We start from the raw sequence: 21,951 nt of genomic DNA, 5'->3' as shown, positions 1-21,951 counted from the left end.
CAAACAAAAACGCCCGACCTTCACAGGCCGGGCGTTTTGTTTTGCCCTGAAAAATCAGGACTGACTGGTGGGTGTCGACGGTGTCGACGCAACAGTCGGGGTCGCTACCGGGGTCGGTGCAGCGGCGGAGTTCGACGCGCTGGCCGGGGTTGCCGGGGTTGCAGGCTTTGCTGCCGGAGCGGCCGGTTTTGGCGCGGCGGCTTTTGGCGCGGCCGGCTTTTTCACTGCCGGTTTTTTCGCCGCAGCCGGTTTGGCCGCAGGTTTGGCAGCCGGTTTTGCGGCAGCGGTTTTCGCTGCAGGCTTGGCGGCCGGTTTTGTCGCCGGTTTAGCAGCGGCTTTGGCGGCTACCGGTTTGGCTGCAGCTTTTGCTGCAGGCTTGGCGGCGGCGGTTTTCGCGGCAGGTTTGGCTGCTGCGGTTTTGGCTGCAGGCTTGGCCGCTGCTTTGGCAGCTGGTTTCGCAGCCGCTTTAGCCAGTGGCTTGGCGGCGGTTTTGGCTGCAGGTTTGGCCGCAGCGGTTTTCGCCGCGACCGGTTGGGTTTTCAGACCGGTGAGTTTCTCGATCTGCTTGGTCAGGGTTTCGACCTTGCTGTGCAGCGCTTTGACTTCATTGCGGCTCGGTACACCCAGGCGCGAAATCGCGCTGTTCAGGCGCTTGTCGAAAGCCCCTTCCAGCTCGTCCCACTTGCCCAGTGCACGATCTTTCACGCCGCTGATGCGCGACTTGGCCGACGAAGCGGAGTCCTTGGCGGCATCGACTTTCTTGCCGACTGCAGACTTGGTGAGCTTCTCGGCTTTCTCGCCGTCTTTGACCAGTGACTCGAAGAGCTTGCTGCCGTCAGTGTCGATCTTCGAGTACACGCCTAAACCAGCCAGCCAGATTTTGCGGGAGTAGTCTTCGACTTTCCCAATCCACGAGCTGCCTTCTTTATCGGTGTTCTTTTTACCAGCCATCCCGTTCTCCTTAAGATTTACGCGCGACGCGTTCGAGCAATGCCGTCAGCTCATCGAGCTTAGCAGAGAGTGTCTCAACGTCATGTTTAGACGGAATGCCGATACGATTCAAGGCGCTTGCCACACGGGAGTCGAACGCCTTCTCGACCTTGTCGAGCTGAACTTCGACACGACCTTTGAACGAGCTGACTTCACCCTTGGCTTCATCGATCTCGGCGTTGGCGGCTTCAAGTTTTTCGGTAACGGCTTTTTTGCCTTTCTTTTCAACAGTTTGACCAGCCTTGATCAACTCTTGAAAGTAGTCGCTGCCCTCTTGGCCGACCTTGGCGTAGGCACCCAGGCCTGCCAGCCAGATCTTGCGGGCATAGGATTTGACGTCGCTCAGAGCAGAAGTCGAAGCGTCGATTTTTTTCTTCAGAATGACTTTGGCCATGGTGCACCTCACGCGCAGAGGGTTTGAGGAACTGCCCGCAGATGTGTCGGGCTCAGGCACAAAGTAGGGAGAAAAATTAGAAACGGCACCCTAACAACTGACATAAACAGCAGGACCACCACCAGACAAATGTGGGAGCGAGCCTGCTCGCGAAAGCGGTGTATCCGTCAATATTCGAGTCGACTGACACACCGTTTTCGCGAGCAGGCTCGCTCCCACAAGGAATCTCGGGTTACCGAAAAACCGCGATCAGACCAGCGCTTTATCCAGCGCCTTCTCGATCTCGGCTTTGATCATGCCGCTCATGGCCGACATCATGATGCCCAGCTCCACATCGACACGGATCGAATCGTCAGCCACATGCACCGCGCCTTTCACGCCCGAGCGCTTGAGGTTCAGGGTGTCGCCCGACCACTGCGGCTCCAGGCCATATTGATCGGAGAGTTTCTGCGCCAGCTTGTCGGCCTTCTCGCGGGCGGCTTCCTTGCCCAGGCTGTGCGCACGCTCAACACTGATTTTGGCCATTGAATGACTCCTGCTTGATGAATGGGTGTCGGTAAATCTTGACCGCGTCTGCGGCAAATCGTCCCGAAGGTTGCCCATCTTACCTTTAGCCATTCCAAGACAAAGCATGGCTTGGGGATTAGAATGTCGCGCATTCTCTTTTGGTGACAGCGATATGACTGATCAGCGCAAAGGCAGCGATGCCGAACCCACCACTCACTTCGGCTTCAAAAACGTTCCGGAAAGCCAGAAAGCGGAAAAAGTCGCTGAGGTTTTCCACTCGGTAGCCGCGAAATACGACCTGATGAACGACCTTCTGTCGGGCGGCATGCACCGTCTGTGGAAGCGTTTCGCGATCGAACTGTCCGGTGTGCGTGCAGGCAACCGCGTGCTCGACATCGCCGGCGGTACCGGTGACCTGACCAAAAAATTCTCGCACCTGGTTGGCCCGACCGGCCAGGTGGTGCTGGCCGACATCAACGAATCCATGCTCAAGGTCGGTCGTGACCGCCTGCTGGATCTGGGTGTGTCGGGCAACGTCGAATTCGTCCAGGCCGATGCGGAAAAGCTGCCGTTCCCGGATAACCATTTCGACTGCGTGACCATCGCCTTCGGCCTGCGCAACGTGACGCATAAAGAAGACGCCCTGCGGTCGATGCTGCGCGTGCTCAAGCCCGGCGGTCGCCTGCTGGTGCTGGAATTCTCCAAGCCGACCAACGCACTGATGTCCAAGGCGTACGACGCCTACTCGTTCGCCTTCATGCCATTGATGGGCAAGCTGATCACCAACGATTCGGAAAGCTATCGCTACCTGGCCGAATCGATCCGCATGCACCCGAATCAGGAAACCCTGAAATCGATGATGGTCGACGCCGGTTTCGACCGTGTGACCTATCACAACATGACCGCAGGCATCGTCGCCCTGCACCGCGGCATCAAGCCCTGATGTTGCTCACCGGGCTGCTCGCCAGCGTCGAACTCGGCCTCAACCGGGTGCTGCGTCTCGACAGCACGGCGCTGCCGCGGCTGGCGCATCTGACTGGCAAAGTGATTGCCGTGGATTGCCGCAGCCCGGCGCTGCAATTGTTCATCCTGCCCAGCGATGAGGGCCTGATGCTCGCCTCGCACTGGGAAACCGGCGTCGACTGCACCCTGCGCGCGCCCGCTTCCAGCCTGGTGAAACTGGCCGTGAGCAAAGACAAGACCGCGGTGCTGCACGCCCCGGAAGTCGAGCTCGACGGTGACAGCGGCGTGCTGCTGGAACTGGCCGGGGTGCTGCAGGACCTCGAGCTGGACTGGGAGTACGAACTCTCGCGCTGGCTCGGCCCGGTCGCCACGCAACTGATTGGCGGTCACCTGCGCAGCCGCGCGCGCTGGTATCAACAAGGATTTGCCAGCCTCAACCAGAACCTCGCCGAATACCTCGCCGAAGAATCGCGCACCCTCGTCGGCCAGCGCGAAGCCGAAGCGCGGTTCAGCGAACTGGACCGGATCAAACTTGATCTGGAACGTCTCGAGGCGCGTTTCGAGCGCCTTTCCCGATCCCTCGACCCAAGCGATAACGCATGAAGCTGCTTGCCGTCCGCCGTCTGTTGCGCATCCAGCGCGTCGTGATCCGCTACCGCCTCGATGACCTGCTGTTCAAGCTGCCGTTGCCCTGGTTTCTCCTGGCGCTGCGCTACGTGCTGCCGTGGCGCTGGTTCCCGCGCAAACCGCTGGAGCTGAACCGTGGCGCGCGCCTGCGTCTGGCGCTGCAGGATCTGGGGCCGATCTTCATCAAGTTCGGGCAGATTCTCTCGACCCGCCGCGACCTGCTGCCGGAAGACATCGCCGATGAGCTGATGCTGCTGCAGGACCGTGTGCCGCCGTTCGATTCGCAGCTGTCGATCAAGTTGATCGAAGAGCAACTGGGCAAGAAAATCAGCGACGTGTTCAGTCGCTTTGACGTCGAACCGCTGGCCTCGGCCTCGGTGGCGCAGGTACATGCTGCACAGCTGAAAACCGGCGAGGAAGTGGTGGTCAAGGTGATCCGCCCAGGCCTGAAACCGGTGATTGCCCAAGACCTGGCGTGGCTGTTCATCCTCGCCCGCGCCGCCGAAAAGATCTCCGCCGACGCCCGCCTGCTGCACCCGGTGGACGTGGTGCAGGACTACGAAAAAACCATCTACGACGAACTCGACCTGCTGCGCGAGGCGGCGAATGCCAGCCAGCTCAAGCGCAACTTCGAAGGCTCGCCGCTGCTCTACGTGCCGCAAGTCTATTGGGACTGGTGCCGGCCGAAAGTGCTGGTCATGGAGCGCATCTACGGGATTCAGGTAACGGATCTGGCGACCCTCGCCGACCAGCGCACCGACATGAAAATGCTCGCCGAACGCGGCGTGGAGATCTTCTTCACCCAGGTGTTCCGCGACAGTTTCTTCCACGCCGACATGCACCCGGGCAACATCTTCGTCAGCACCGTCAACCCGTGGAGTCCGCAGTACATCGCGATCGACTGCGGCATCGTCGGCAGTCTGACCCCGGAAGACCAGGACTACCTGGCGCGCAACCTGTTCGCCTTCTTCAAGCGCGACTACCGCCGCGTCGCGCAATTGCACATCGATTCGGGCTGGGTGCCGGCGGAAACCAAACTCAACGAATTCGAAGCGGCGATCCGTACCGTGTGCGAGCCGATCTTCGAAAAACCGTTAAAAGATATTTCATTTGGCCAGGTGCTGATGCGCCTGTTCCAGACCGCGCGGCGCTTCAATATGGAAGTGCAGCCGCAGTTGGTGCTGCTGCAAAAGACCTTGCTGAATATCGAGGGCCTCGGCCGTCAGTTGTACCCGGATCTGGATCTGTGGAACACCGCGCAGCCGTTCCTTGAGCGCTGGATGCGCGAGCGCGTCAGCCCCAAAGCCTTGATCGGCAACGTGCAGAGCCAGTTCGAACAGCTGCCGCACCTGGCCAACATGGCCCGTGATCTGCTCGAACGCATGTCTCAACCGCACGCCTACGACCCGCCGCCCCCGTGGCACAAACGCAAGGACGACTGGTTCCTGCGCCTGCTCGGCAGTGCGCATCTGGCGGGCGGTACCATCCTCGCCGCCGGTGGCCCGCTGAACGAGCTGGGGCATTGGCCGGCCGGCATCATGGTGGCCGTCGGCTTGTATCTGGTCGTTCGCCGATAGCCAGTTCGCTGATCGGCTGGCACACTGTTTCAACGCCTGAACCCGACTATTGAAGTGCGGGTTCGCTGTCGGAGTCGAAGATGAAAAACTGGCTGGACGAGATCAAGTGGGACGCCGATGGCCTGGTGCCGGCGATTGCCCAGGATCACAAGACCGGACGCGTGCTGATGATGGCCTGGATGAACCGCGAAGCGCTCGAGCTGACCGCTGCGGAAAACCGTGCAATCTACTGGTCACGTTCCCGTGGCAAGCTGTGGCGCAAGGGCGAAGAGTCCGGCCACGTACAGACCCTGCATGAAATGCGTCTGGACTGTGACGCCGACGTGATCATCCTGATGGTCGAACAGATTGGCGACATCGCTTGCCATACCGGCCGCCAAAGCTGCTTTTACCGCGTCTTCGAAAACGGCGACTGGAAAACGGTCGACCCGGTTCTGAAAGACCCGCACGCCATTTATTCCGCAGGACAATAGGATGTGTCATCAGTCATTTACTGAGCTGCGTTGCCGGCTGAAAGAGCGCCAGGCAAGGCGCAGGCCGCAGGGAATGTCTTTTCCTTGCCAAGGCCTGCAACGCAGCATGGCGCGCTTTCAGCCGGCAACCCGAAGGGCCGGGCCTGATTTTGTGCAGGGCTGCGTTACTCGTCGTTTATTTGAAATGCCAAACTACACTCCTCGCGCCTTGCCCTGCACAAAATCAGGCTCCGGCGCAGCTCAGGAAATGACTGATGACACATCCTCCCATGAGTGACACCCTGACCCGCCTCGCTCAGGTACTTGAAGAGCGCAAAGGCGCAGCGGCCGACAGCTCATATGTAGCTAGTCTGTATCACAAGGGCCTGAACAAGATTCTGGAGAAAGTCGGCGAAGAGTCGGTCGAAACCATTATTGCCGCCAAGGACGCCGCCATCAGCGGTGACTGCAGCGATGTGATCTACGAGACTGCCGACCTGTGGTTCCACAGCATGGTCATGCTCGCCCAGTTGGGGCAGCATCCGCAGGCCGTGCTGGATGAACTGGATCGCCGCTTCGGCCTGTCCGGACACGTCGAGAAAGCCTCGCGTCCGTCCGCCTGAACAATTTTTAGAGAGGAACAGCAACATGGGCATTTTTGACTGGAAACACTGGATCGTCATTCTGGTAGTCGTGGTGCTGGTGTTCGGCACCAAGAAACTGAAAAACCTCGGCACCGACGTCGGTGAGTCGATCAAGGGTTTTCGCAAAGCCATGAACGACGATGAGAAACCCGCCGCCGATCCGACCGTAACGCCTGCGCAGCCGGTACCACCGGTGCAGCCGCAAGCCTCCGCTCAGGCCAACCCGCCGCACACCATCGACGTGCAGGCGCAGAAAGTCGAAGAGCCGATCCGCAAAGACGTGTGAGCACTGACTAATGTTTGGTATCAGCTTCTCTGAACTGCTGCTCGTCGGCCTCGTTGCCCTGCTGGTGCTGGGTCCCGAGCGTCTGCCGGGCGCTGCGCGCACCGCCGGCCTGTGGGTCGGGCGGCTGAAGCGCAGCTTCAACGCGATCAAACAGGAAGTTGAACGTGAAATCGGTGCCGACGAGATCCGTCGGCAACTGCACAACGAACACATCCTGTCGCTGGAGCAGGAGGCGCGGAAGATTTTCACGCCGGTTCAGCAGGAGCCTACGCCGGTTGAGCATGTGGTTGAGCATGTGGTTGAGCAGGCGATTCATGCGCCAGCCGCGCCAGCTGTAACAGCTCCGACACCTGCACCTGCCGCCGCTGTAGCGCCGCCAGCCCCCGTGCCGACTGCTACAGAAACTTCGGTTGAACACGTATCTCCAACCGCCGCGCCGATCACACCTGCGCCTCACGACACCACTTTGCCGCCGCGAGCCCCATGAGCGATCTCCCCGAAAACGACCAGCACATGCCGCTGGTATCGCACCTCACCGAGTTGCGCACCCGCCTGCTGCGTTGTGTAGCGGCGGTGTTCATCATCTTCGCCGGGTTGTTCGCGTTCACCCAGCAGATCTACACCTTCGTCTCGACGCCGCTGCGCCAGTACCTGCCGGCCGGTGCGACGATGATCGCCACGGATGTGTCGTCACCGTTCCTCACGCCGCTGAAGCTGACGATGATGGTCTCGCTGTTCCTCGCGATTCCGGTGATCCTGCACCAGATCTGGGGTTTCATCGCGCCGGGCCTGTACAAGCATGAGAAACGCGTCGCCGTGCCGCTGCTGGTGTCGAGCATCCTGCTGTTCTACACCGGCATGGCGTTCGCCTATTACTTCGTGTTCCCGCTGATCTTCAAGTTCTTCGCCGCGGCCACCCCGGCCGGCGTGGAAATGATGACCGACATCACCAGCTACCTCGACTTCGTGATGACGCTGTTCTTCGCCTTTGGCGTCGCGTTCGAAATCCCGGTGGCCGTGGTGCTGCTGGTGTGGATCGGCGTGGTCGACGTCAAATACCTGAAGAAGATCCGTCCGTACGTGATCATCGGCTGCTTCGTGGTCGGCATGATCCTCACGCCGCCGGACATCTTCTCGCAGACCCTGCTGGCCGTGCCGATGTGGATGCTGTTTGAAATCGGCATTCTGTTCGGCAGCCTGGTCAGCAAACGCGAACGCCCGGACGAAACGCCGGCTGACGATCACAACGACCAGCCGCCAGCGACCCAGGCATGAACCTGCTGTTGCTCGAAGAGGCCGACTTCATCGCGGCCGACCGCGTCGTGCTGCGTGACCGGCGCCTGACGCACATGCAGGAAGTGCATCGATCCGAAGTCGGCGACAGCCTGCGCGTCGGGCGCATCAATGGGCTGATGGGTTCGGCTGAACTGCTGCGCCTCGAGGCCGGCGAAGCCGAGTTGCGCGTCAGCCTCGATCAACCGCCACCGGCCAAGCTGCCGCTGACCCTGGTGCTAGCCCTGCCACGGCCGAAAATGCTGCGCCGGGTGTTCCAGACCGTGGCGACCATGGGCGTGTCGAAGGTGATTCTGGTCAACAGCTACCGCGTCGAGAAGAGTTTCTGGCAGACGCCGTTTCTGGAGCCGGAAGCGATTCGCGAGAATTTGATCCTCGGCCTCGAACAGGCCCGCGATACCGTGCTGCCGGACATCATTATCGAGAAGCGCTTCAAGCCGTTCGTCGAAGACCGACTGCCTGCGATAACCGAAGGCACCCTCGGCCTGGTCGGCCATCCTGGCAATTTTCCGCCGTGCCCGCGCGCGTTGAGCGAACCGGTAACGCTGGCGATCGGCCCCGAAGGTGGCTGGATTCCTTACGAGATCGACTTGCTTGCCAAGTCCGGCCTGCAACCGGTGCAACTGGGCGAGCGCATCCTGCGCGTCGAAACCGCCGTCACCGCCCTCCTCGCCCGCCTGTTCTGACACACCTTTCCCTGTAGGAGCTGCCGAAGGCTGCGATCTTTTGATCTTTTTTTTAACAGCAAGATCAAAAGATCAGCCTGCGGCAGCTCCTACACAAGGGCGGTGTCGGACAAATCGGGTTACAGATTGCCATCACCCCGCCGATACAGTCCCCATAAGTCCAATTAGTGGTCCGAGGGGAGTCGTCGCATGTACCGTTGGTTAGCCGAGAATCTTGGAAACGTCAGCGTCAAACGCAAGCTGGGTATCGGTTTCGGCCTGGTGCTGTTGCTCACCCTGCTGATCACCTTCACCGGCTGGACCGGCATGAGCGGCATTATCAGCCGCGGTGACAAGCTCGGTTTCATCTCCAGCCTCAACGAGCTGACCAAGGACCTGCGTCTGGCCCGTCTGGACTATGAAGCTCGTCGCGGCGAACAAGGCCCGGGCGCGGTCAACGAACTGCTGAGCAAGCTCGACAGCGGCCTGCAAACCGCCCGAGGCCTGATCGAACAACCAGCCGATGCCGCCAGAGTCGACCAGCAACTGGCTGCAGTCGCCGAATACAAACGCGCCTTCGCCGAGATGGTGCAGGCCGGGGCCAACCGCGAAGACGCCCGCAGCAAACTCGGCGCCACCGCCGACAACGCCGTGGCCAAGGTCGCCGAAGTGGAAAAATCAATGCTCCAGGGCGACAGCATTGCGCAGTTCAACGCGGTGATCGATCTGAGCAAACTGATCCAGCAAGCGCGCTTCCAGGTGCGTGGCTATACCTACAGCGGCAAGACCGAAGCCGAACAACCTGCGCTCGACGCCATCGACAACGCCCTGAAAAACCTCGAAACCCTGCCGGCCAAGCTACCCGAGCAGCATATCGCCAACCTGCAACAGGCCACTGATTCGCTCAAGGCTTATCGCGCGGCGGTCAGCCAGTTCCGCGACTCGCAGGTCGCCAGTGCCAAAGCTCTGGCGCGCATGTCAGCTCAGGGCGACATCCTGCTCGACGTCAGCAAGCAGCTCACGCAATCGCAAACCGTGGTGCGCGACACCGATGCCGCGCACGCCAAGAACATGCTGATCATCGCCACCCTGCTGGCCGTGGCCTTCGGTTTGCTGGCTGCGTGGGCGATCACCCGGCAGATCATCATTCCGCTGAACCAGACCCTGAAAGTCGCCGAACAAGTGGCCGCCGGAGACCTGACGCATAATCTGGTGTCGCAGCGCCGCGACGAACTCGGCCAGTTGCAGCGTTCGATGCAGAGCATGACGCAAGGTCTGCGCGAGCTGATCGGCGGCATCAGCGACGGCGTCACGCAGATCGCCAGTGCCGCCGAAGAATTGTCTGCCGTCACCGAGCAGACCAGCGCCGGGGTCAACAATCAGAAAGTCGAGACCGACCAGGTCGCCACCGCCATGAACGAAATGGCTGCCACGGTGCAGGAAGTCGCGCGCAACGCCGAGGAAGCTTCGGAAGCGGCCGTCGCTGCTGACCAGCAGGCCCGCGAAGGGGACAAGGTGGTGGGTGAAGCCATCGCGCAGATCGAGCGCCTCGCGGCCGAGGTTGGCCACTCCACCGAGGCTATGGGCGAACTCAAGCGCGAGAGCGACAAGATCGGCAGCGTGCTCGACGTGATCAAGTCGGTGGCCCAGCAAACCAACCTGCTGGCGCTCAACGCCGCCATCGAGGCGGCGCGTGCCGGTGAAGCCGGGCGTGGCTTTGCGGTGGTCGCCGATGAAGTGCGCAGCCTCGCCCAGCGCACGCAGAAGTCCACGGAAGAGATCGAAGAGCTGATCGTCGGCCTGCAGACCGGCACCCAGCAAGTGGCGACGATCATGGACAACAGCCGCAGCCTGACCGACAGCAGCGTCGAACTGACCCGCCGCGCCGGTGGCTCGCTGGAAAGCATCACCCGTACCGTGTCGGCGATTCAGGCGATGAACCAGCAGATTGCCGCAGCGGCAGAGCAGCAGAGCGCCGTGGCTGAAGAGATCAACCGCAGCGTGCTGAATGTGCGGGATGTGTCGGATCAGACGTCGGCGGCGAGTGAAGAGACGGCGGCGTCGAGTGTTGAGTTGGCGCGGCTGGGGACGCATCTGCAGATGCTGGTGGGGCGGTTCAAGGTTTGAGGTGATCCATCGACCTCGGTTCACTGTGGACCGAGGTGATGCTATCGCTGGCAAGCCAGCTCCCACAGGTTTCCAGTCGTTCACAAAGTTCGTGTTCAACCCATTTACTGTGGGAGCTGGCTTGCCAGCGATGGCGTCCGGAAGAACGCCGCCGTTACAAGACCTGACGCAGGAAAGCCTGAGCGCGCGGATCCTTCGGCGCATCGAAGAATTCCGCCGGGGACGCATCTTCCAGCAATTTGCCGTGATCGAAGAACAGCACCCGATCCGCCACTTCCCGGGCGAAGCCCATTTCGTGCGTGACGCAGACCATGGTCATGCCTTCCACGGCCAGGTTCTTCATCACATCCAGCACTTCACCGACCATTTCCGGGTCGAGGGCCGATGTCGGCTCGTCGAACAGCATCACTTTCGGATCCATCGCCAGCGCCCGGGCGATCGCTACGCGCTGCTGCTGCCCCCCGGACAGACGTGACGGGTATTCGCGGGCTTTTTGCGCGATACCGACCTTCTCCAGCAACGCCAAGGCCTTGGCTTCACTTTCCTTCTGTCCGCGCTTGCGCACGACCTTCTGCGCCAGGCAGAGGTTTTCCAGCACGGTCATGTGCGGGAACAGGTTGAAATGCTGGAAGACCATGCCGACTTCGCGGCGGTAGGCGTTGACGTCGGTTTTCGGGTCGGCCAGTTGCAGGCCGTCGATGCTCACCGAACCCGAGTCGAATTCTTCCAGGCCATTGAGGCAGCGCAGGAAGGTCGATTTGCCGGAGCCGGACGGGCCGATCACCACCAGCACTTCACCCTTGGCCACTGTGGTGGTGACGTTATCCACCGCCCGCACTACCTGACCACGGGTGTCGAAGACTTTTACCAGATCGCGGACTTCAATCACTTTGCGCGAGCCTCCGCTCAAGCCGGCTGGCGATTTTCGACAGCGGCAGGTTGATCAACAGGTACAGGCCGGCGACGCAGAACAGGATTTCAAACGGCGAGAACGAGGTGGTGATGACTTCACGGCCGCTTTTCAGCAGCTCGGTAATCGCGATCACCGACACCAGCGAGGTGTCCTTGACCAGACTGATGAACTGCCCGGCCAGCGGTGGCAGCACGCGTTTGAACGCTTGCGGCAGTACCACATGGCGCATCGACTGGCCGGCGCTCAGACCCAGCGATCGCGCCGCTTCGTTCTGCCCGCGGGCAATCGACTGCACGCCGGAACGGATGATCTCGGCCACGTAGGCGCCGGTAAACAGCGACAGCGCGGCGATCCCGGCGAACTCCCGGGACAGGTTCATCACCGTGCCGATGAAGAAGTAGAAAATGAAGATCTGCACCAGCAGCGGCGTGCCGCGCACCAGTTCGACGTAGATGCTCGACAGGTCGCGCAGGGTCGGGTTGCTCGACAAGCGGCACAGCCCGGTGACCAGGCCGATCAGCAGACCGAGTACCCCAGACACCACCGACAGCCACAGCGTGGTCCACAGCCCCCACAGCAGCGGCCCTGCCGCCCAATGCCGGGTTACGCCTACGACGTCGCCTTCCGCCACATCGTCGCCCTGAGCGAATTGCAGGCTGTTTTCGTCGACGGTCAGGTGCTGCTCGTCACCGGCGTCGTTGCGCAGGGTGACCTGCGCGCTGCCGCCCTTGCGCACCAGTTCGGTGACGGTGGAGATGTCGCTGGCGCGCTGGGACTCTTCGGCCTGATAGGCGAAGTACTGTGGCACGCGGTTCCAGCGCCATTCGTAGGACATCAGCGACGTGGCGTAATACAACGCGCCCGCCAGGCCGACCAGCACCAGCACGGTCAGGACGTGCCAGGGCCATTGGGCTTTTTTCTGTTTCATTGCAGGTTCCGGAATTTGTGTTGCCTGGGCGGCACTCTTCGCGAGCAAGCTCGCTCCCACAAGTTCAGTGGCGGACACAAAATTTGTGTTCACCTAAAAGACTGTGGGAGCGAGCTTGCTCGCGAATGGGGCGACTCGATCCAACTGATCAAGCGTTATTCCATGTCCTTGAGCCACTCGGTGCTCTTGAACCACTTGTCATGGATGCGATCGTAGGTGCCGTCTTCGTGGATCTGGTGCAGGAAGTTGTTGATGAAGTTGAGGCTGTCGTAATCACCCTTCTTCAGACCGAAGGCCAGCGGCTCGTAGGTGAACGGTTTGTCGAGGAACACCAGTTTGCCGGCGCCGACCTTGTTCACCGCGACCACGTTGTACGGCGCGTCGTAGATAAACGCGTCGGCCTTGCCGTTGACCACGTCGAGCACGGCTTCCTGCTCGTTGTCGTAGCCGTGGTACTTGGCTTTGGCGATCAGCTTCTTGGCGACCATCTCACCGGTGGTGCCGAGCTTGGAGGTGATGCGGTAGTCGGCGGTGTTCAGGTCTTTATAGGACTTGATGGTGCCTTCCAGCTCCTTGCGGATCAGCAAGGTCTGGCCGACCACGATGAACGGTTCGCTGAAGTTCAGGCGCAGGTTGCGCTCCTGGGTCAGGGTCATGCCGCTGCCGATCATGTCGAACTTGTCGGTCATCAGCGCCGGGATGATCCCGTCATAACCGGTGGAGACCAGTTCCAGCTTGACGCCCATGGCCTTGGTCATGGCTTTGAGGATGTCGACTTCGAAGCCGATGATCTCGCCGCGCTTGTTGGTCATTTCGAACGGCATGTAGGTCGGATCCATACCGACTTTCAACGTGCCGCGCTTGACCGCGTCATCGATTGCACCGGCGTGCGCCGCATTGACTGCAACCAGTGCCGTGACGCCGACCAGCAGCATCGACAGATACTTCTTCATCTTCAAGTCCCCAAAACCATTGCATGTGCGGCGCGAAAACCAGCCGTGATGGGCAAAAATGCCCGGGTGCGCCAATTCGGGGACGGATGCTAACGCACTCGTCCGTTTGCACAAGGTTTTTTGCGGGGATTTGTTGTTGCAGGGAGGGTTTTAAAAGCAAAAGATCGCAGCCTCCGGCAGCTCCTACAGGTGTGCGCCTAACCCTGCAGGAGCTGCCGAAGGCTGCGATCTTTTAAAAAAAAGCCCCGCATTGGCGGGGCTTTTTCTTAGGCCGGCTGAGCCTGCATGCTCAGCGGTCGCAACGGCAGCAGCGGCGCGTGGGGATCGGCTTTCACCGAGGCCCGCCATGCGTCCAGCCACTCGGCGTGACCTTCGGCCCACACCTGCTCGTGCAGACGGGCCAGGGCCACCGGATCGCTCAGCAGTTGCAGGCGATCATGGTTGTTCAGCCCCGCCGGACCGACCTTGATCGCGTGACGCACACGCTCCTGACGCAGCCACTCGATCGGCTCGGCCTGACCGTGACGGGCCGTCGCCAGCGAACACGCCAGGGCGTTCTGCTGTGGATCGACCACCGCACGAATAAAGCCGTCGTTCAGTGCGTGCCAACGGTTTTCATGGGTGTACTGATCGGTGGCCAGCAGTGCCTGTGGCGGATTGTATTCCTCGGGGATGAGGAACAGGCTCTCGTCACGGGACTTGAGGCCCAGACCGACACGACTGGAAATCACCGACACCGGGATCGACAGCATCAGCGAACCGACGATCGGCACCAGCCACCACAGGAAGCTCGGGTTCAGCCAGATCACCAGCAGCGCCCAGCAGAAACCCAGCAGGGTCTGCGGACCGTGGCGCTTGACCGCCTCGCTCCATGGCGTGGAGTCGTCGTCACGCTGCGGCGAATTCCAGGTCGCGGCCCAGCCGAGGAACGCGGCCAGGACGAAACGGGTGTGGAAAATCATCCGCACCGGCGCCAGCAGCATGGAGAACAGCATCTCCAGCAGCATCGACAGGGTCACCTTGAACTTGCCACCGAACTCTTTCGCGCCTTTGGCCCAGATCAGGATGATGCTCAGCAGTTTCGGCAGGAACAGCAGCACAATGGTCGTCGAGAACAGCGCGATCGCCTTGTCCGGGTGCCATTGCGGCCACAGCGGATAAAGCTGACGCGGTTCCAGGAAGTACTGTGGCTCCATCAGCGTGTTCACCGCCAGCAGCGCGGTCGACAGCACCAGGAAGAAGAACCACAACGGTGCCGACAGGTACGACATCACGCCAGTCAGGAACACCGCACGGTGCACCGGGTGCATGCCCTTGACCAGGAACAGGCGGAAGTTCATCAGGTTGCCGTGGCACCAGCGACGGTCACGCTTGAGTTCGTCGAGCAGGTTCGGCGGCAGTTCTTCGTAGCTGCCCGGCAGATCGTAGGCAATCCACACGCCCCAACCGGCACGACGCATCAGCGCGGCTTCAACGAAGTCGTGGGACAGAATCGCCCCGGAAAACGCACCTTTGCCCGGCAACGGCGCCAGGGCGCAGTGGTCGATGAACGGCTTCATGCGAATGATCGCGTTGTGACCCCAGTAGTGGGATTCACCCAACTGCCAGAAGTGCAGACCGGCGGTAAACAGCGGACCGTAGACGCGGGTGGCGAACTGCTGCATGCGCGCATACAGCGTGTCCATGCCCGACGCACGTGGCGCGGTCTGGATGATCCCGGCGTCCGGCGTGGCTTCCATCAGGCGCACCAGACTGGTCAGGCACTCGCCGCTCATCACCGAGTCGGCGTCGAGCACGACCATGTACTTGTAGTCACCGCCCCAACGACGGCAGAAGTCGTCGAGGTTGCCGCTCTTGCGTTTCACACGACGGCGTCGGCGGCGATAGAAGATCTTGCCGAAGCCCTTGGCTTCGCGGCAGACGTCCAGCCAGGCCTGTTGCTCGGCGACGCAGATATCGGTGTCGTTACTGTCGCTCAGGACGAAGAAGTCGAAACGATCCAGTTCACCGGTGGCCGCGACCGATTCGAAGGTGGCGCGCAGACCGGCGAATACCCGGGGCACGTCTTCGTTGCAGATCGGCATCACCAGCGCAGTACGGGCGTCCTTCGGAATCGGCTCGTTGCCAGCGCTTTTGCCGGAGATACGGTATTTGTCGTGACCGGTGAGCAACTCAAGGAAGCCCATCAGCGCCGTCCAGAAGCCGGCCGACACCCAGCAGAACAGAATCCCGAACAGAATCAGGATGCTGGTTTGCAGCGCATACGGCAGCACTTGCGTGGCGGTTTGCAGCAGCGGCTGGTGCAGGACCTCTTCAAGATCGACGAACGACCAGCCCTGGTACGGCATGATGCCTTTCATGTACCAGCCGGCGACGATGGTCTGGCCGAGCATCAGCAGCAACAGAATGTAGCGACGGATCGAACCGACGGTGCGCCAGCGCGCGGCCGGCAACACATTCGCATCTTTTGGCGGCTGCGGCGGGTTGGTGCGACCGGTCAGACGGCGCCAGCCACGCACCAGAATATTGGTGCGCCAGGGTTCCGGCACGACTTTGGTCCGGTGGATGGGCGGCGTCGCCTTCATGGCGACCCGGCCGCTGGCGTCGAGCACCAGCATCTCCGCCTCTTCCAGTTCCTCTGCGGTGCTCAGGGTCAGGCGCTTGCCCACCGAAGCCTGGGCGGCTTCGGCAGGGGCGTCGAACGTTGGCGACGACAGGCGCTGGTGCAGTTCGCTGAAAGACTGGCAGCCCGCGAGTTCCGCGCGCTGCTCGTCGGTCATCGGCAGATGCGCCAGATACTCCGACAGAGTTTCTGGCTGTACTTGAGAGTTACTCATCGGCAGGCAACTGATAGCTCCAGGTCTCGGTCAGGACTTCTTCAGTCGGTGCCGATTCCGGTGTGGCTGGGGCCGCGTTCGCAGCCGCTGGCTGCTTGGCGTCTTTGTTGGCCTTGTCCTTGGCATCTGCGGCGGGCTTGGCGTCGGCCTGTTTGGCTTCAGCGGCCTTGGCTTCCTTGTCTTCCTTCTCTTGTTGCTTGGCGGCGATCTTGTCAGCCTTGGCCACCGACGAATTCGACGCCGGTACCGAAGATTTGGCCAGATCAGCGGTGACCACTGGCTGGACCAGGGCAGCACGCATCTCGGTGGACTTGCTCGCGTCCTTGATCTTCATCCGCAGGGTCAGGCGCCAGCCCTTGGTTTCCGGGTTGTAGCGCACGCTGTTCTCGACCAGCTCGGCGTTATCGCCAACGCTGACCTGACTGCGCACGTCGGCATCCGGCGCCAGGGCTGCCAGCGATGGACCTTCGAAGTCGACCAGGTAGGCAACGCTGCCGTCCGGCTGACGGATCAGGTTCGACTGCTTGACGTCACCGGTCGAACGCAGGGTCTGCTTGACCCAGGCACTGTCGGGGGCGTGAATCGCCGCTTCGTCCATGGTCCAGTGCAGGCGGTAGGCGAAGTCCAGCGGCTTGCCCGGCTCCGGCATGGTTTCCGGGCTCCAGAACGCAACGATGTTGTCGTTGGTTTCGTCGGCGGTCGGAATCTCTACCAGATCAACGGTGCCCTTGCCCCACTCGCCCTTCGGCTCGATCCAGGCACTTGGACGCTTGTCGTAGCGGTCGTCGAGGTCTTCGTAGTGGCTGAAGTCGCGGCCACGCTGCAGCAGACCGAAACCACGCGGGTTCTCGACGCTGAAGTTGCTCACGGCCAGGTGTTTCGGGTTGTTCAGCGGACGCCAGATCCACTCGCCGTTGCCGGCATGGATCGACAGACCGCTGGAGTCGTGCAGTTCACGACGGTAGTTGAGGACTTTCGACGGCTGGTTGGCGCCGAACAGGAACATGCTGGTCAACGGCGCGATGCCCAGTTTGCCGACCTTGTCACGCAGGAACATCTGCGCCTTGACGTCGACAATGGTGTCGCTGCCCGGACGCAGGATCAGACGGTAGGCGCCGGTGGCGCGCGGCGAATCGAGCAGGGCGAAGATCACCAGGTGCTTGTCGCCCGGCTTCGGCTGCTGAATCCAGAATTCGCGGAAACGCGGAAACTCTTCGCCCGACGGCAGCGCGGTGTCGATCGCCAGACCACGGGCCGACAGACCGTAGGTGTGACCCTTGCCGACGACACGGAAGTAACTCGCGCCAAGCATGGTCATGATTTCGTCTTGCTTGTCGGCCTTGTTGATCGGGTACAGCACACGGAAACCGGCGTAGCCCAGCTGCTCGGTGGCCTTCGGATCGAACTTGAGGTCGCCGAAATCGAAGCGGGTCGGATCGTATTTGATCTCTTCGACGGTGTTCGCCGTGATTTCGTTGATTTTCACAGGCGTATCGAAGTGCATGCCCTGGTGATAGAAGGACAGCTTGAACGGGGTCTTCTGATCGGCCCACTCAGCCTTTTCGGTGAGGAAGCGGATTTTCTGATAGTCCGCGAATTTCATGTCGCGGAATTCGTTCGGCAGGTTGCTGCGCGGGGCTTCGAATTTCTGCCCGGCGAGCTCTTTAGCCTTGGCTGATACATCGTCAAGATTGAACGCCCAAAGCTGGCCGGCGCTGAGCAGGCACAGGAGCGCCGAACCCGCTACCAGGGCACTTCGCATGCGTTTGGCAGACATTTTTGCTGCATTACAGGGACTAACAATCACGAGCAACCCTCGCCGAAAACAGATCAAAAAACCAACGGCCAGCAAGCCGTCTGTGTGGCCATTTTCGTCAGCTTATTTCGGTTCCAGAGAGCCAGATACTGCGTTGCCGCTCCTCGCCATAGCGGGCTATGACTCGTCGCGGCGCCTTGTCTCTGGCTCCCTGGCCCTCGAAATAATGCTGACAAAAATGGCCGTACAGACCGCTCATGCCAGGTTGGCGAGCATTGTTCCGACTCCGCTGGGGCAAAATGATTCCCCAATCGGATCCAGACAAGTCTCTACCTAAGTCAAAAATGGACCAGCGAACGCTGATCCCCATAGCGCGCGATTATCTAGTAGCCCGCGTGACAACGCATCAGGGGTAACAAAGTATTTATCGCGAAAAACGCCTGTTTTCAGTCGAAAAGCCCTTGAAAAGATGTTTCAAGCGCTTTCATGTCTGTAACAGGAAGGTGACCGGGCCATCGTTGACCAGGTGCACCTGCATATCCGCGCCGAATCTACCTGATGCCACAGTGCCATGCATCTGTTTCGCTTTGCTGAATAGATAGTCGAACAATTCCTCGCCCAATGCCGGAGGGGCCGCGGTCGAGAAACTCGGACGCAACCCGCTCTTGGTGTCGGCAGCCAGGGTGAACTGAGAGACCAGCAGCAACCCGCCGCCCACATCCGCCAGGGACAGATTCATCTTGCCCTCGGCGTCACTGAATACCCGATAGTTAAGCAGCTTATGCAGAAGTTTGTCGGCACTGGCACGGGTGTCGTCGGGTTCGACCGCCACCAGCACCAGCAACCCCTGATCCACCGCGCCGACTATTTCTCCCGCGACTTCGACCCGCGCACCGCGCACGCGCTGCAGAAGCCCCTTCATGCTTCTTCGGGTGGCAGGTCGAGCAGGCGGCGGGCCATGTTACTTGCGGCACGCACCAACGCGTCGGTAATACCTGGCTCGGAGGCAGCGTGGCCAGCATCGCGAATCACCTGCAGCTCGCTGTTCGGCCAGGCCTGATGCAATTCCCAGGCGTTGTCCAGCGGGCAGATCACGTCGTAGCGACCGTGAATGATCACCCCCGGCAGATGAGCGATCTTGCCCATGTCGCGGATCAACTGGTTCGGTTCGAGGAACGCATTGTTGGTGAAGTAGTGACATTCGATCCGCGCGATCGACAGGGCGCGCTGCGGTTCGGAGAACCGGTCGACCACCAGCGGGTTCGGCCGCAGGGTTGCGGTGCGCCCTTCCCACGTCGACCAGGCCTTGGCCGCGTGCATCTGGGCGATCTGATCGTTACCGACCAGGCGCTTGTGGAAAGCGCCGAGCAGATCGTCGCGCTCGTCCAGCGGGATCGGTGCGATGTAGTCCTGCCAGTAATCAGGAAACAGACGGCTGGCACCGGCCTGATAGAACCATTCGATTTCCTGTGGACGGCAGAGAAAGATCCCACGCAGGATCAGACCGTGTACGCGCTCGGGGTGGGTTTGCGCGTAGGCCAGCGCCAGGGTCGAGCCCCACGAACCGCCAAACAGCACCCATTTGTCGATGCCCAAGTGCTTGCGGATACGCTCGAGGTCGGCGACCAGATCCCAGGTGGTGTTGTTTTCCAGGCTGGCGTGGGGGGTGGAGCGTCCGCAGCCGCGCTGGTCGAAGGTGACAATGCGATACAGGTTCGGGTCGAAATAGCGACGGCTCTGCGCGTCGCAACCGGCGCCGGGACCACCGTGGATGAACACCACCGGCAAGCCTTCCGGCGAACCGCTTTCGTCGACGTACAGCGTGTGGGTGTCATCGACAGCCAGATCGTGCCGGGCATGGGGTTTGATCTGCGGAAACAATGTCTGCATTGCGTGCTCCGTAAGGGGTCGAGGTCATCCCTGGGGGGACTTCTATTATTCTGCCGTCCGGCATCATAAACCCGATTTACATCAATGAGCATGCCCGCACGCAGTCACAATTTGTCAGCCATGAACCTCAACAGGTTTTCGTAGAGCCGGTCGACCTCGGCGACCTGACCTCGCGCACGCAAACAACCGTGCACCAGCCCTTCGCCGTAATAAAGCGAAGCGTCGGTGCCGGCGCTGGCCAGTCGTTCAGCGTAGCCCACGCCGTCGTCGCGCAGCGGATCGAATTGCGCCACGGCGATCCAGGCTGGCGGCAATCCACTGAAATCGTCAGCGAGCAGCGGCATGGCATAAGCATCCGGATGAGGGCTGCCGCGCAGGTATAACGCGTGATAGCTGTGCACATCATGGCTGCCGAGCAACGGTGCATCGGCGCATTCGCTGCGTGACGGCAACCGGTCGTCACCGCCAAGGCCGGGATAGATCAGCACTTGAGCTGCCGGCATCGCCTCGCCGGCATCGCGCAACGCCAGGCACAACGCGGCGGCGAGATTGCCACCGGCGCTGTCGCCGGCTACCAGCAGTTTCTGCGGGTCAAACCAGAACGGCCCGCTGCGCAACGCGCGCCAGACACTTAGGCAATCTTCGAACCCCGCCGGGTATGGATGTTCTGGCGCCAGCCGATAATCCACCGCCACCACCATCGCCCCCAGCGCCATGGCCAGTTCGAAACAGATGAAGTCGTGCGAGTCGAGCCCACCGACGACCCAACCACCGCCATGCAAGTACAACACGCAAGGCCAGCCGCTGGCCGGTGGCTTGAGCGGCGGCCGGTAGGAACGCACCGGTACGCCGCTCAACTGGAAGTCGACGACCTCCAGCCCTGCGGGCCGTTCAGGGGTGAAGGCCCGACACATGGCGTCATAGGCCTGGCGCAGTCCTGCGAGACTGCTGTCATCACTGACGAAACTTTCGGTTCGGGTAACGAAGGCCGCCATGGCCGGCGTCAGCGGATAATGGCTCATCAGTTTTTCAGACTGGCCTGAACGGCGCCCACGCCATCCTTGCCATCGAAGCTGCTGACCCCGGCCAGCCAGCGCTGCAGATCCTCGGGGTGTTCACGCAGCCAGTTCTTTGCCACGTCCTGCGGCGTCTTGCGTGCCATGATCGGTACCATCAGTTGGCTTTCCTGGGCGGCAGTGAACGTCAGGTTTTGCAGCAGGCGATGGACGTTCGGGCAGCGTTCGGCGTAATCCGGCGCGGTCACGGTGGACACGGTGGCGGCGCCTTCGTTGGGGCCGTAGACGTCTTCGCTGCCGGTCAGGTAGGTGATCTTCATGTTGATATTCATCGGGTGCGGGGTCCAGCCGACGAACACCACAAACTCCTTGCGATTCACCGCGCGTTGTACAGCGGCGAGCATGCCTGCCTCACCGGACTCGACGATCTTGAAATCCTTCAGACCGAAGTGGTTGGTCTCGATCATGGTCTTGATGGTGGTGTTGGCCCCACTGCCCGGCTCGATGCCGTAGATCTTGCCGCCCAACTGATCCTTGAACTTCGCGATGTCGGCGAAGGTTTTCAACCCGGCCGCCGCCACGTAATCCGGCACCGCCAGCGTCGCCTGAGCATCTGCCAGACTCGGCTTGTCCAGGACTTTGACCTGGTTGGCAGCGAGGAAGGGCGCAATGTTGTTGTCCATCGCCGGTTTCCAGTAGCCGAGGAAGATGTCCAGACGCTTGTCGCGAATGCCGGCAAAGATGATCTGCTGCACTGCGCTGGTCTGCTTGCTGTCGTAGCCGAGACCATTGAGCAACACATCGGCCATGCCGCTGGTGGCGATCACGTCGGTCCAGTTGACCACGCCCATGCGCACGGTTTTGCAGGAGGCGTCGTCATTGGCCATGACGCCAGCGCTGAACAGCGCGCTGCCGGTGAGGATTAACGCACAACGAGTGAAGAGCTTTTTCATTCGGGAGTTCTCGTGCGGCAGCAGATTATTGTCAGGTCGGTGTCTGGTGCACCGTGGCCGCAACATTACGCAGGCGACGAGAGGGAAAGATGAACGGTGGCGACTGTGTTTTGCACAGCGGCGACCCGGACGGAACACCGCCCTCTCGCGGGAGCGAGCTTGCTCGCGAATGCGGTGAAT

22 protein-coding genes are annotated in these 21,951 nt (G+C 61.1%); 10 read left to right on the top strand and 12 right to left on the bottom strand.

Annotated elements, in window-relative coordinates; genetic code table 11:
• Positions 1-54: 54 nt before the first annotated feature.
• The 3 genes from HXW87_RS05975 to HXW87_RS05965 all read right to left on the bottom strand — a co-directional run bounded on the left by HXW87_RS05975 (position 55) and on the right by HXW87_RS05965 (position 1,909).
• On the bottom strand, positions 55-951 hold the full coding sequence (locus tag HXW87_RS05975) for a phasin family protein (protein WP_239778571.1): 897 nt from the start codon (positions 949-951) through the stop codon (positions 55-57).
• 10 nt (positions 952-961) lie between these two features.
• Entirely contained in the window at positions 962-1,384 is a 423-nt protein-coding gene (locus tag HXW87_RS05970) for a phasin family protein (protein ID WP_041074948.1), read from the bottom strand.
• Positions 1,385-1,633: 249 nt separating this feature from the next.
• On the bottom strand, positions 1,634-1,909 hold the full coding sequence (locus tag HXW87_RS05965; RefSeq protein ID WP_003220859.1) for a polyhydroxyalkanoic acid system family protein: 276 nt from the start codon (positions 1,907-1,909) through the stop codon (positions 1,634-1,636).
• Positions 1,910-2,063: 154 nt separating this feature from the next.
• Between HXW87_RS05965 and ubiE the strand changes: the two genes are divergently transcribed.
• The 10 genes from ubiE to HXW87_RS05915 all read left to right on the top strand — a co-directional run bounded on the left by ubiE (position 2,064) and on the right by HXW87_RS05915 (position 10,525).
• Positions 2,064-2,834 carry a bifunctional demethylmenaquinone methyltransferase/2-methoxy-6-polyprenyl-1,4-benzoquinol methylase UbiE gene (gene ubiE, locus HXW87_RS05960; protein ID WP_007961779.1) on the top strand — a complete coding sequence of 257 codons (771 nt, stop codon included), beginning with the start codon at positions 2,064-2,066 and terminating at the stop codon, positions 2,832-2,834.
• Positions 2,834-3,457, top strand: a complete 624-nt coding sequence (locus tag HXW87_RS05955; protein WP_003220855.1) for an SCP2 domain-containing protein — start codon at positions 2,834-2,836, stop codon at positions 3,455-3,457. The genes ubiE and HXW87_RS05955 overlap by 1 nt, the downstream gene beginning before the upstream one ends.
• A complete protein-coding gene (gene ubiB, locus HXW87_RS05950) occupies positions 3,454-5,058 on the top strand; it encodes a ubiquinone biosynthesis regulatory protein kinase UbiB (RefSeq protein ID WP_239778570.1) in 1,605 nt (534 codons plus the stop codon). The genes HXW87_RS05955 and ubiB overlap by 4 nt, the downstream gene beginning before the upstream one ends.
• A gap of 80 nt (positions 5,059-5,138) precedes the next feature.
• A complete protein-coding gene (gene hisI, locus HXW87_RS05945) occupies positions 5,139-5,531 on the top strand; it encodes a phosphoribosyl-AMP cyclohydrolase (protein WP_095667753.1) in 393 nt (130 codons plus the stop codon).
• A gap of 269 nt (positions 5,532-5,800) precedes the next feature.
• The gene (locus tag HXW87_RS05940; protein ID WP_003220849.1) at positions 5,801-6,133 is read left to right on the top strand and encodes a phosphoribosyl-ATP diphosphatase; all 333 of its coding nucleotides are present in this window, start codon (positions 5,801-5,803) and stop codon (positions 6,131-6,133) included.
• Between the two features lie 25 nt (positions 6,134-6,158).
• Positions 6,159-6,440: a twin-arginine translocase TatA/TatE family subunit gene (locus tag HXW87_RS05935; RefSeq protein WP_095667754.1), complete on the top strand. Its 282-nt coding sequence runs from the start codon at positions 6,159-6,161 to the stop codon at positions 6,438-6,440.
• A gap of 10 nt (positions 6,441-6,450) precedes the next feature.
• Positions 6,451-6,927 carry a Sec-independent protein translocase protein TatB gene (tatB, locus tag HXW87_RS05930; protein ID WP_239778569.1) on the top strand — a complete coding sequence of 159 codons (477 nt, stop codon included), beginning with the start codon at positions 6,451-6,453 and terminating at the stop codon, positions 6,925-6,927.
• Positions 6,924-7,715, top strand: a complete 792-nt coding sequence (tatC, locus tag HXW87_RS05925; RefSeq protein WP_047290879.1) for a twin-arginine translocase subunit TatC — start codon at positions 6,924-6,926, stop codon at positions 7,713-7,715. The genes tatB and tatC overlap by 4 nt, the downstream gene beginning before the upstream one ends.
• Positions 7,712-8,419 (top strand): 16S rRNA (uracil(1498)-N(3))-methyltransferase, encoded by a 708-nt coding sequence (locus HXW87_RS05920; protein WP_041071512.1) that lies wholly within the window; start codon positions 7,712-7,714, stop codon positions 8,417-8,419. The genes tatC and HXW87_RS05920 overlap by 4 nt, the downstream gene beginning before the upstream one ends.
• 189 nt (positions 8,420-8,608) lie before the next feature.
• Entirely contained in the window at positions 8,609-10,525 is a 1,917-nt protein-coding gene (locus tag HXW87_RS05915; RefSeq protein ID WP_239778568.1) for a methyl-accepting chemotaxis protein, read from the top strand.
• A gap of 154 nt (positions 10,526-10,679) precedes the next feature.
• Here HXW87_RS05915 and HXW87_RS05910 read toward each other — a convergent pair whose 3' ends face one another.
• The 9 genes from HXW87_RS05910 to HXW87_RS05870 form a co-directional block, all read right to left on the bottom strand.
• Complete coding sequence (locus tag HXW87_RS05910; RefSeq protein WP_095137988.1) at positions 10,680-11,414, bottom strand: amino acid ABC transporter ATP-binding protein; 735 nt, start codon at positions 11,412-11,414, stop codon at positions 10,680-10,682.
• On the bottom strand, positions 11,407-12,366 hold the full coding sequence (locus HXW87_RS05905; protein ID WP_041071503.1) for an amino acid ABC transporter permease: 960 nt from the start codon (positions 12,364-12,366) through the stop codon (positions 11,407-11,409). The genes HXW87_RS05910 and HXW87_RS05905 overlap by 8 nt, the downstream gene beginning before the upstream one ends.
• 155 nt (positions 12,367-12,521) lie before the next feature.
• Entirely contained in the window at positions 12,522-13,319 is a 798-nt protein-coding gene (locus tag HXW87_RS05900; protein WP_095667758.1) for a transporter substrate-binding domain-containing protein, read from the bottom strand.
• 266 nt (positions 13,320-13,585) lie between these two features.
• Positions 13,586-16,156: a glucans biosynthesis glucosyltransferase MdoH gene (gene mdoH, locus HXW87_RS05895; RefSeq protein WP_239778567.1), complete on the bottom strand. Its 2,571-nt coding sequence runs from the start codon at positions 16,154-16,156 to the stop codon at positions 13,586-13,588.
• On the bottom strand, positions 16,149-17,933 hold the full coding sequence (locus HXW87_RS05890) for a glucan biosynthesis protein G (RefSeq protein ID WP_161794907.1): 1,785 nt from the start codon (positions 17,931-17,933) through the stop codon (positions 16,149-16,151). The genes mdoH and HXW87_RS05890 overlap by 8 nt, the downstream gene beginning before the upstream one ends.
• A gap of 463 nt (positions 17,934-18,396) precedes the next feature.
• Positions 18,397-18,834 (bottom strand): D-aminoacyl-tRNA deacylase, encoded by a 438-nt coding sequence (gene dtd, locus HXW87_RS05885; RefSeq protein ID WP_041071491.1) that lies wholly within the window; start codon positions 18,832-18,834, stop codon positions 18,397-18,399.
• Complete coding sequence (gene pip, locus HXW87_RS05880) at positions 18,831-19,802, bottom strand: prolyl aminopeptidase (protein WP_121183273.1); 972 nt, start codon at positions 19,800-19,802, stop codon at positions 18,831-18,833. The genes dtd and pip overlap by 4 nt, the downstream gene beginning before the upstream one ends.
• A 104-nt stretch (positions 19,803-19,906) precedes the next feature.
• Positions 19,907-20,824, bottom strand: coding sequence for an alpha/beta hydrolase (locus HXW87_RS05875; RefSeq protein WP_239778566.1), 918 nt, complete (start codon positions 20,822-20,824; stop codon positions 19,907-19,909).
• Positions 20,824-21,771 (bottom strand): choline ABC transporter substrate-binding protein, encoded by a 948-nt coding sequence (locus HXW87_RS05870; protein WP_182403464.1) that lies wholly within the window; start codon positions 21,769-21,771, stop codon positions 20,824-20,826. The genes HXW87_RS05875 and HXW87_RS05870 overlap by 1 nt, the downstream gene beginning before the upstream one ends.
• Positions 21,772-21,951 lie beyond the last annotated feature (180 nt).

Origin of the sequence: Pseudomonas sp. Y5-11, assembly GCF_022368695.1 — a bacterium.
Classification (GTDB): Bacteria; Pseudomonadota; Gammaproteobacteria; order Pseudomonadales; family Pseudomonadaceae; genus Aquipseudomonas; species Aquipseudomonas parakoreensis.
The sequence above is the reverse complement of the archived record's forward strand: the minus strand, read 5'-3'. Positions and strand labels throughout refer to the sequence as shown.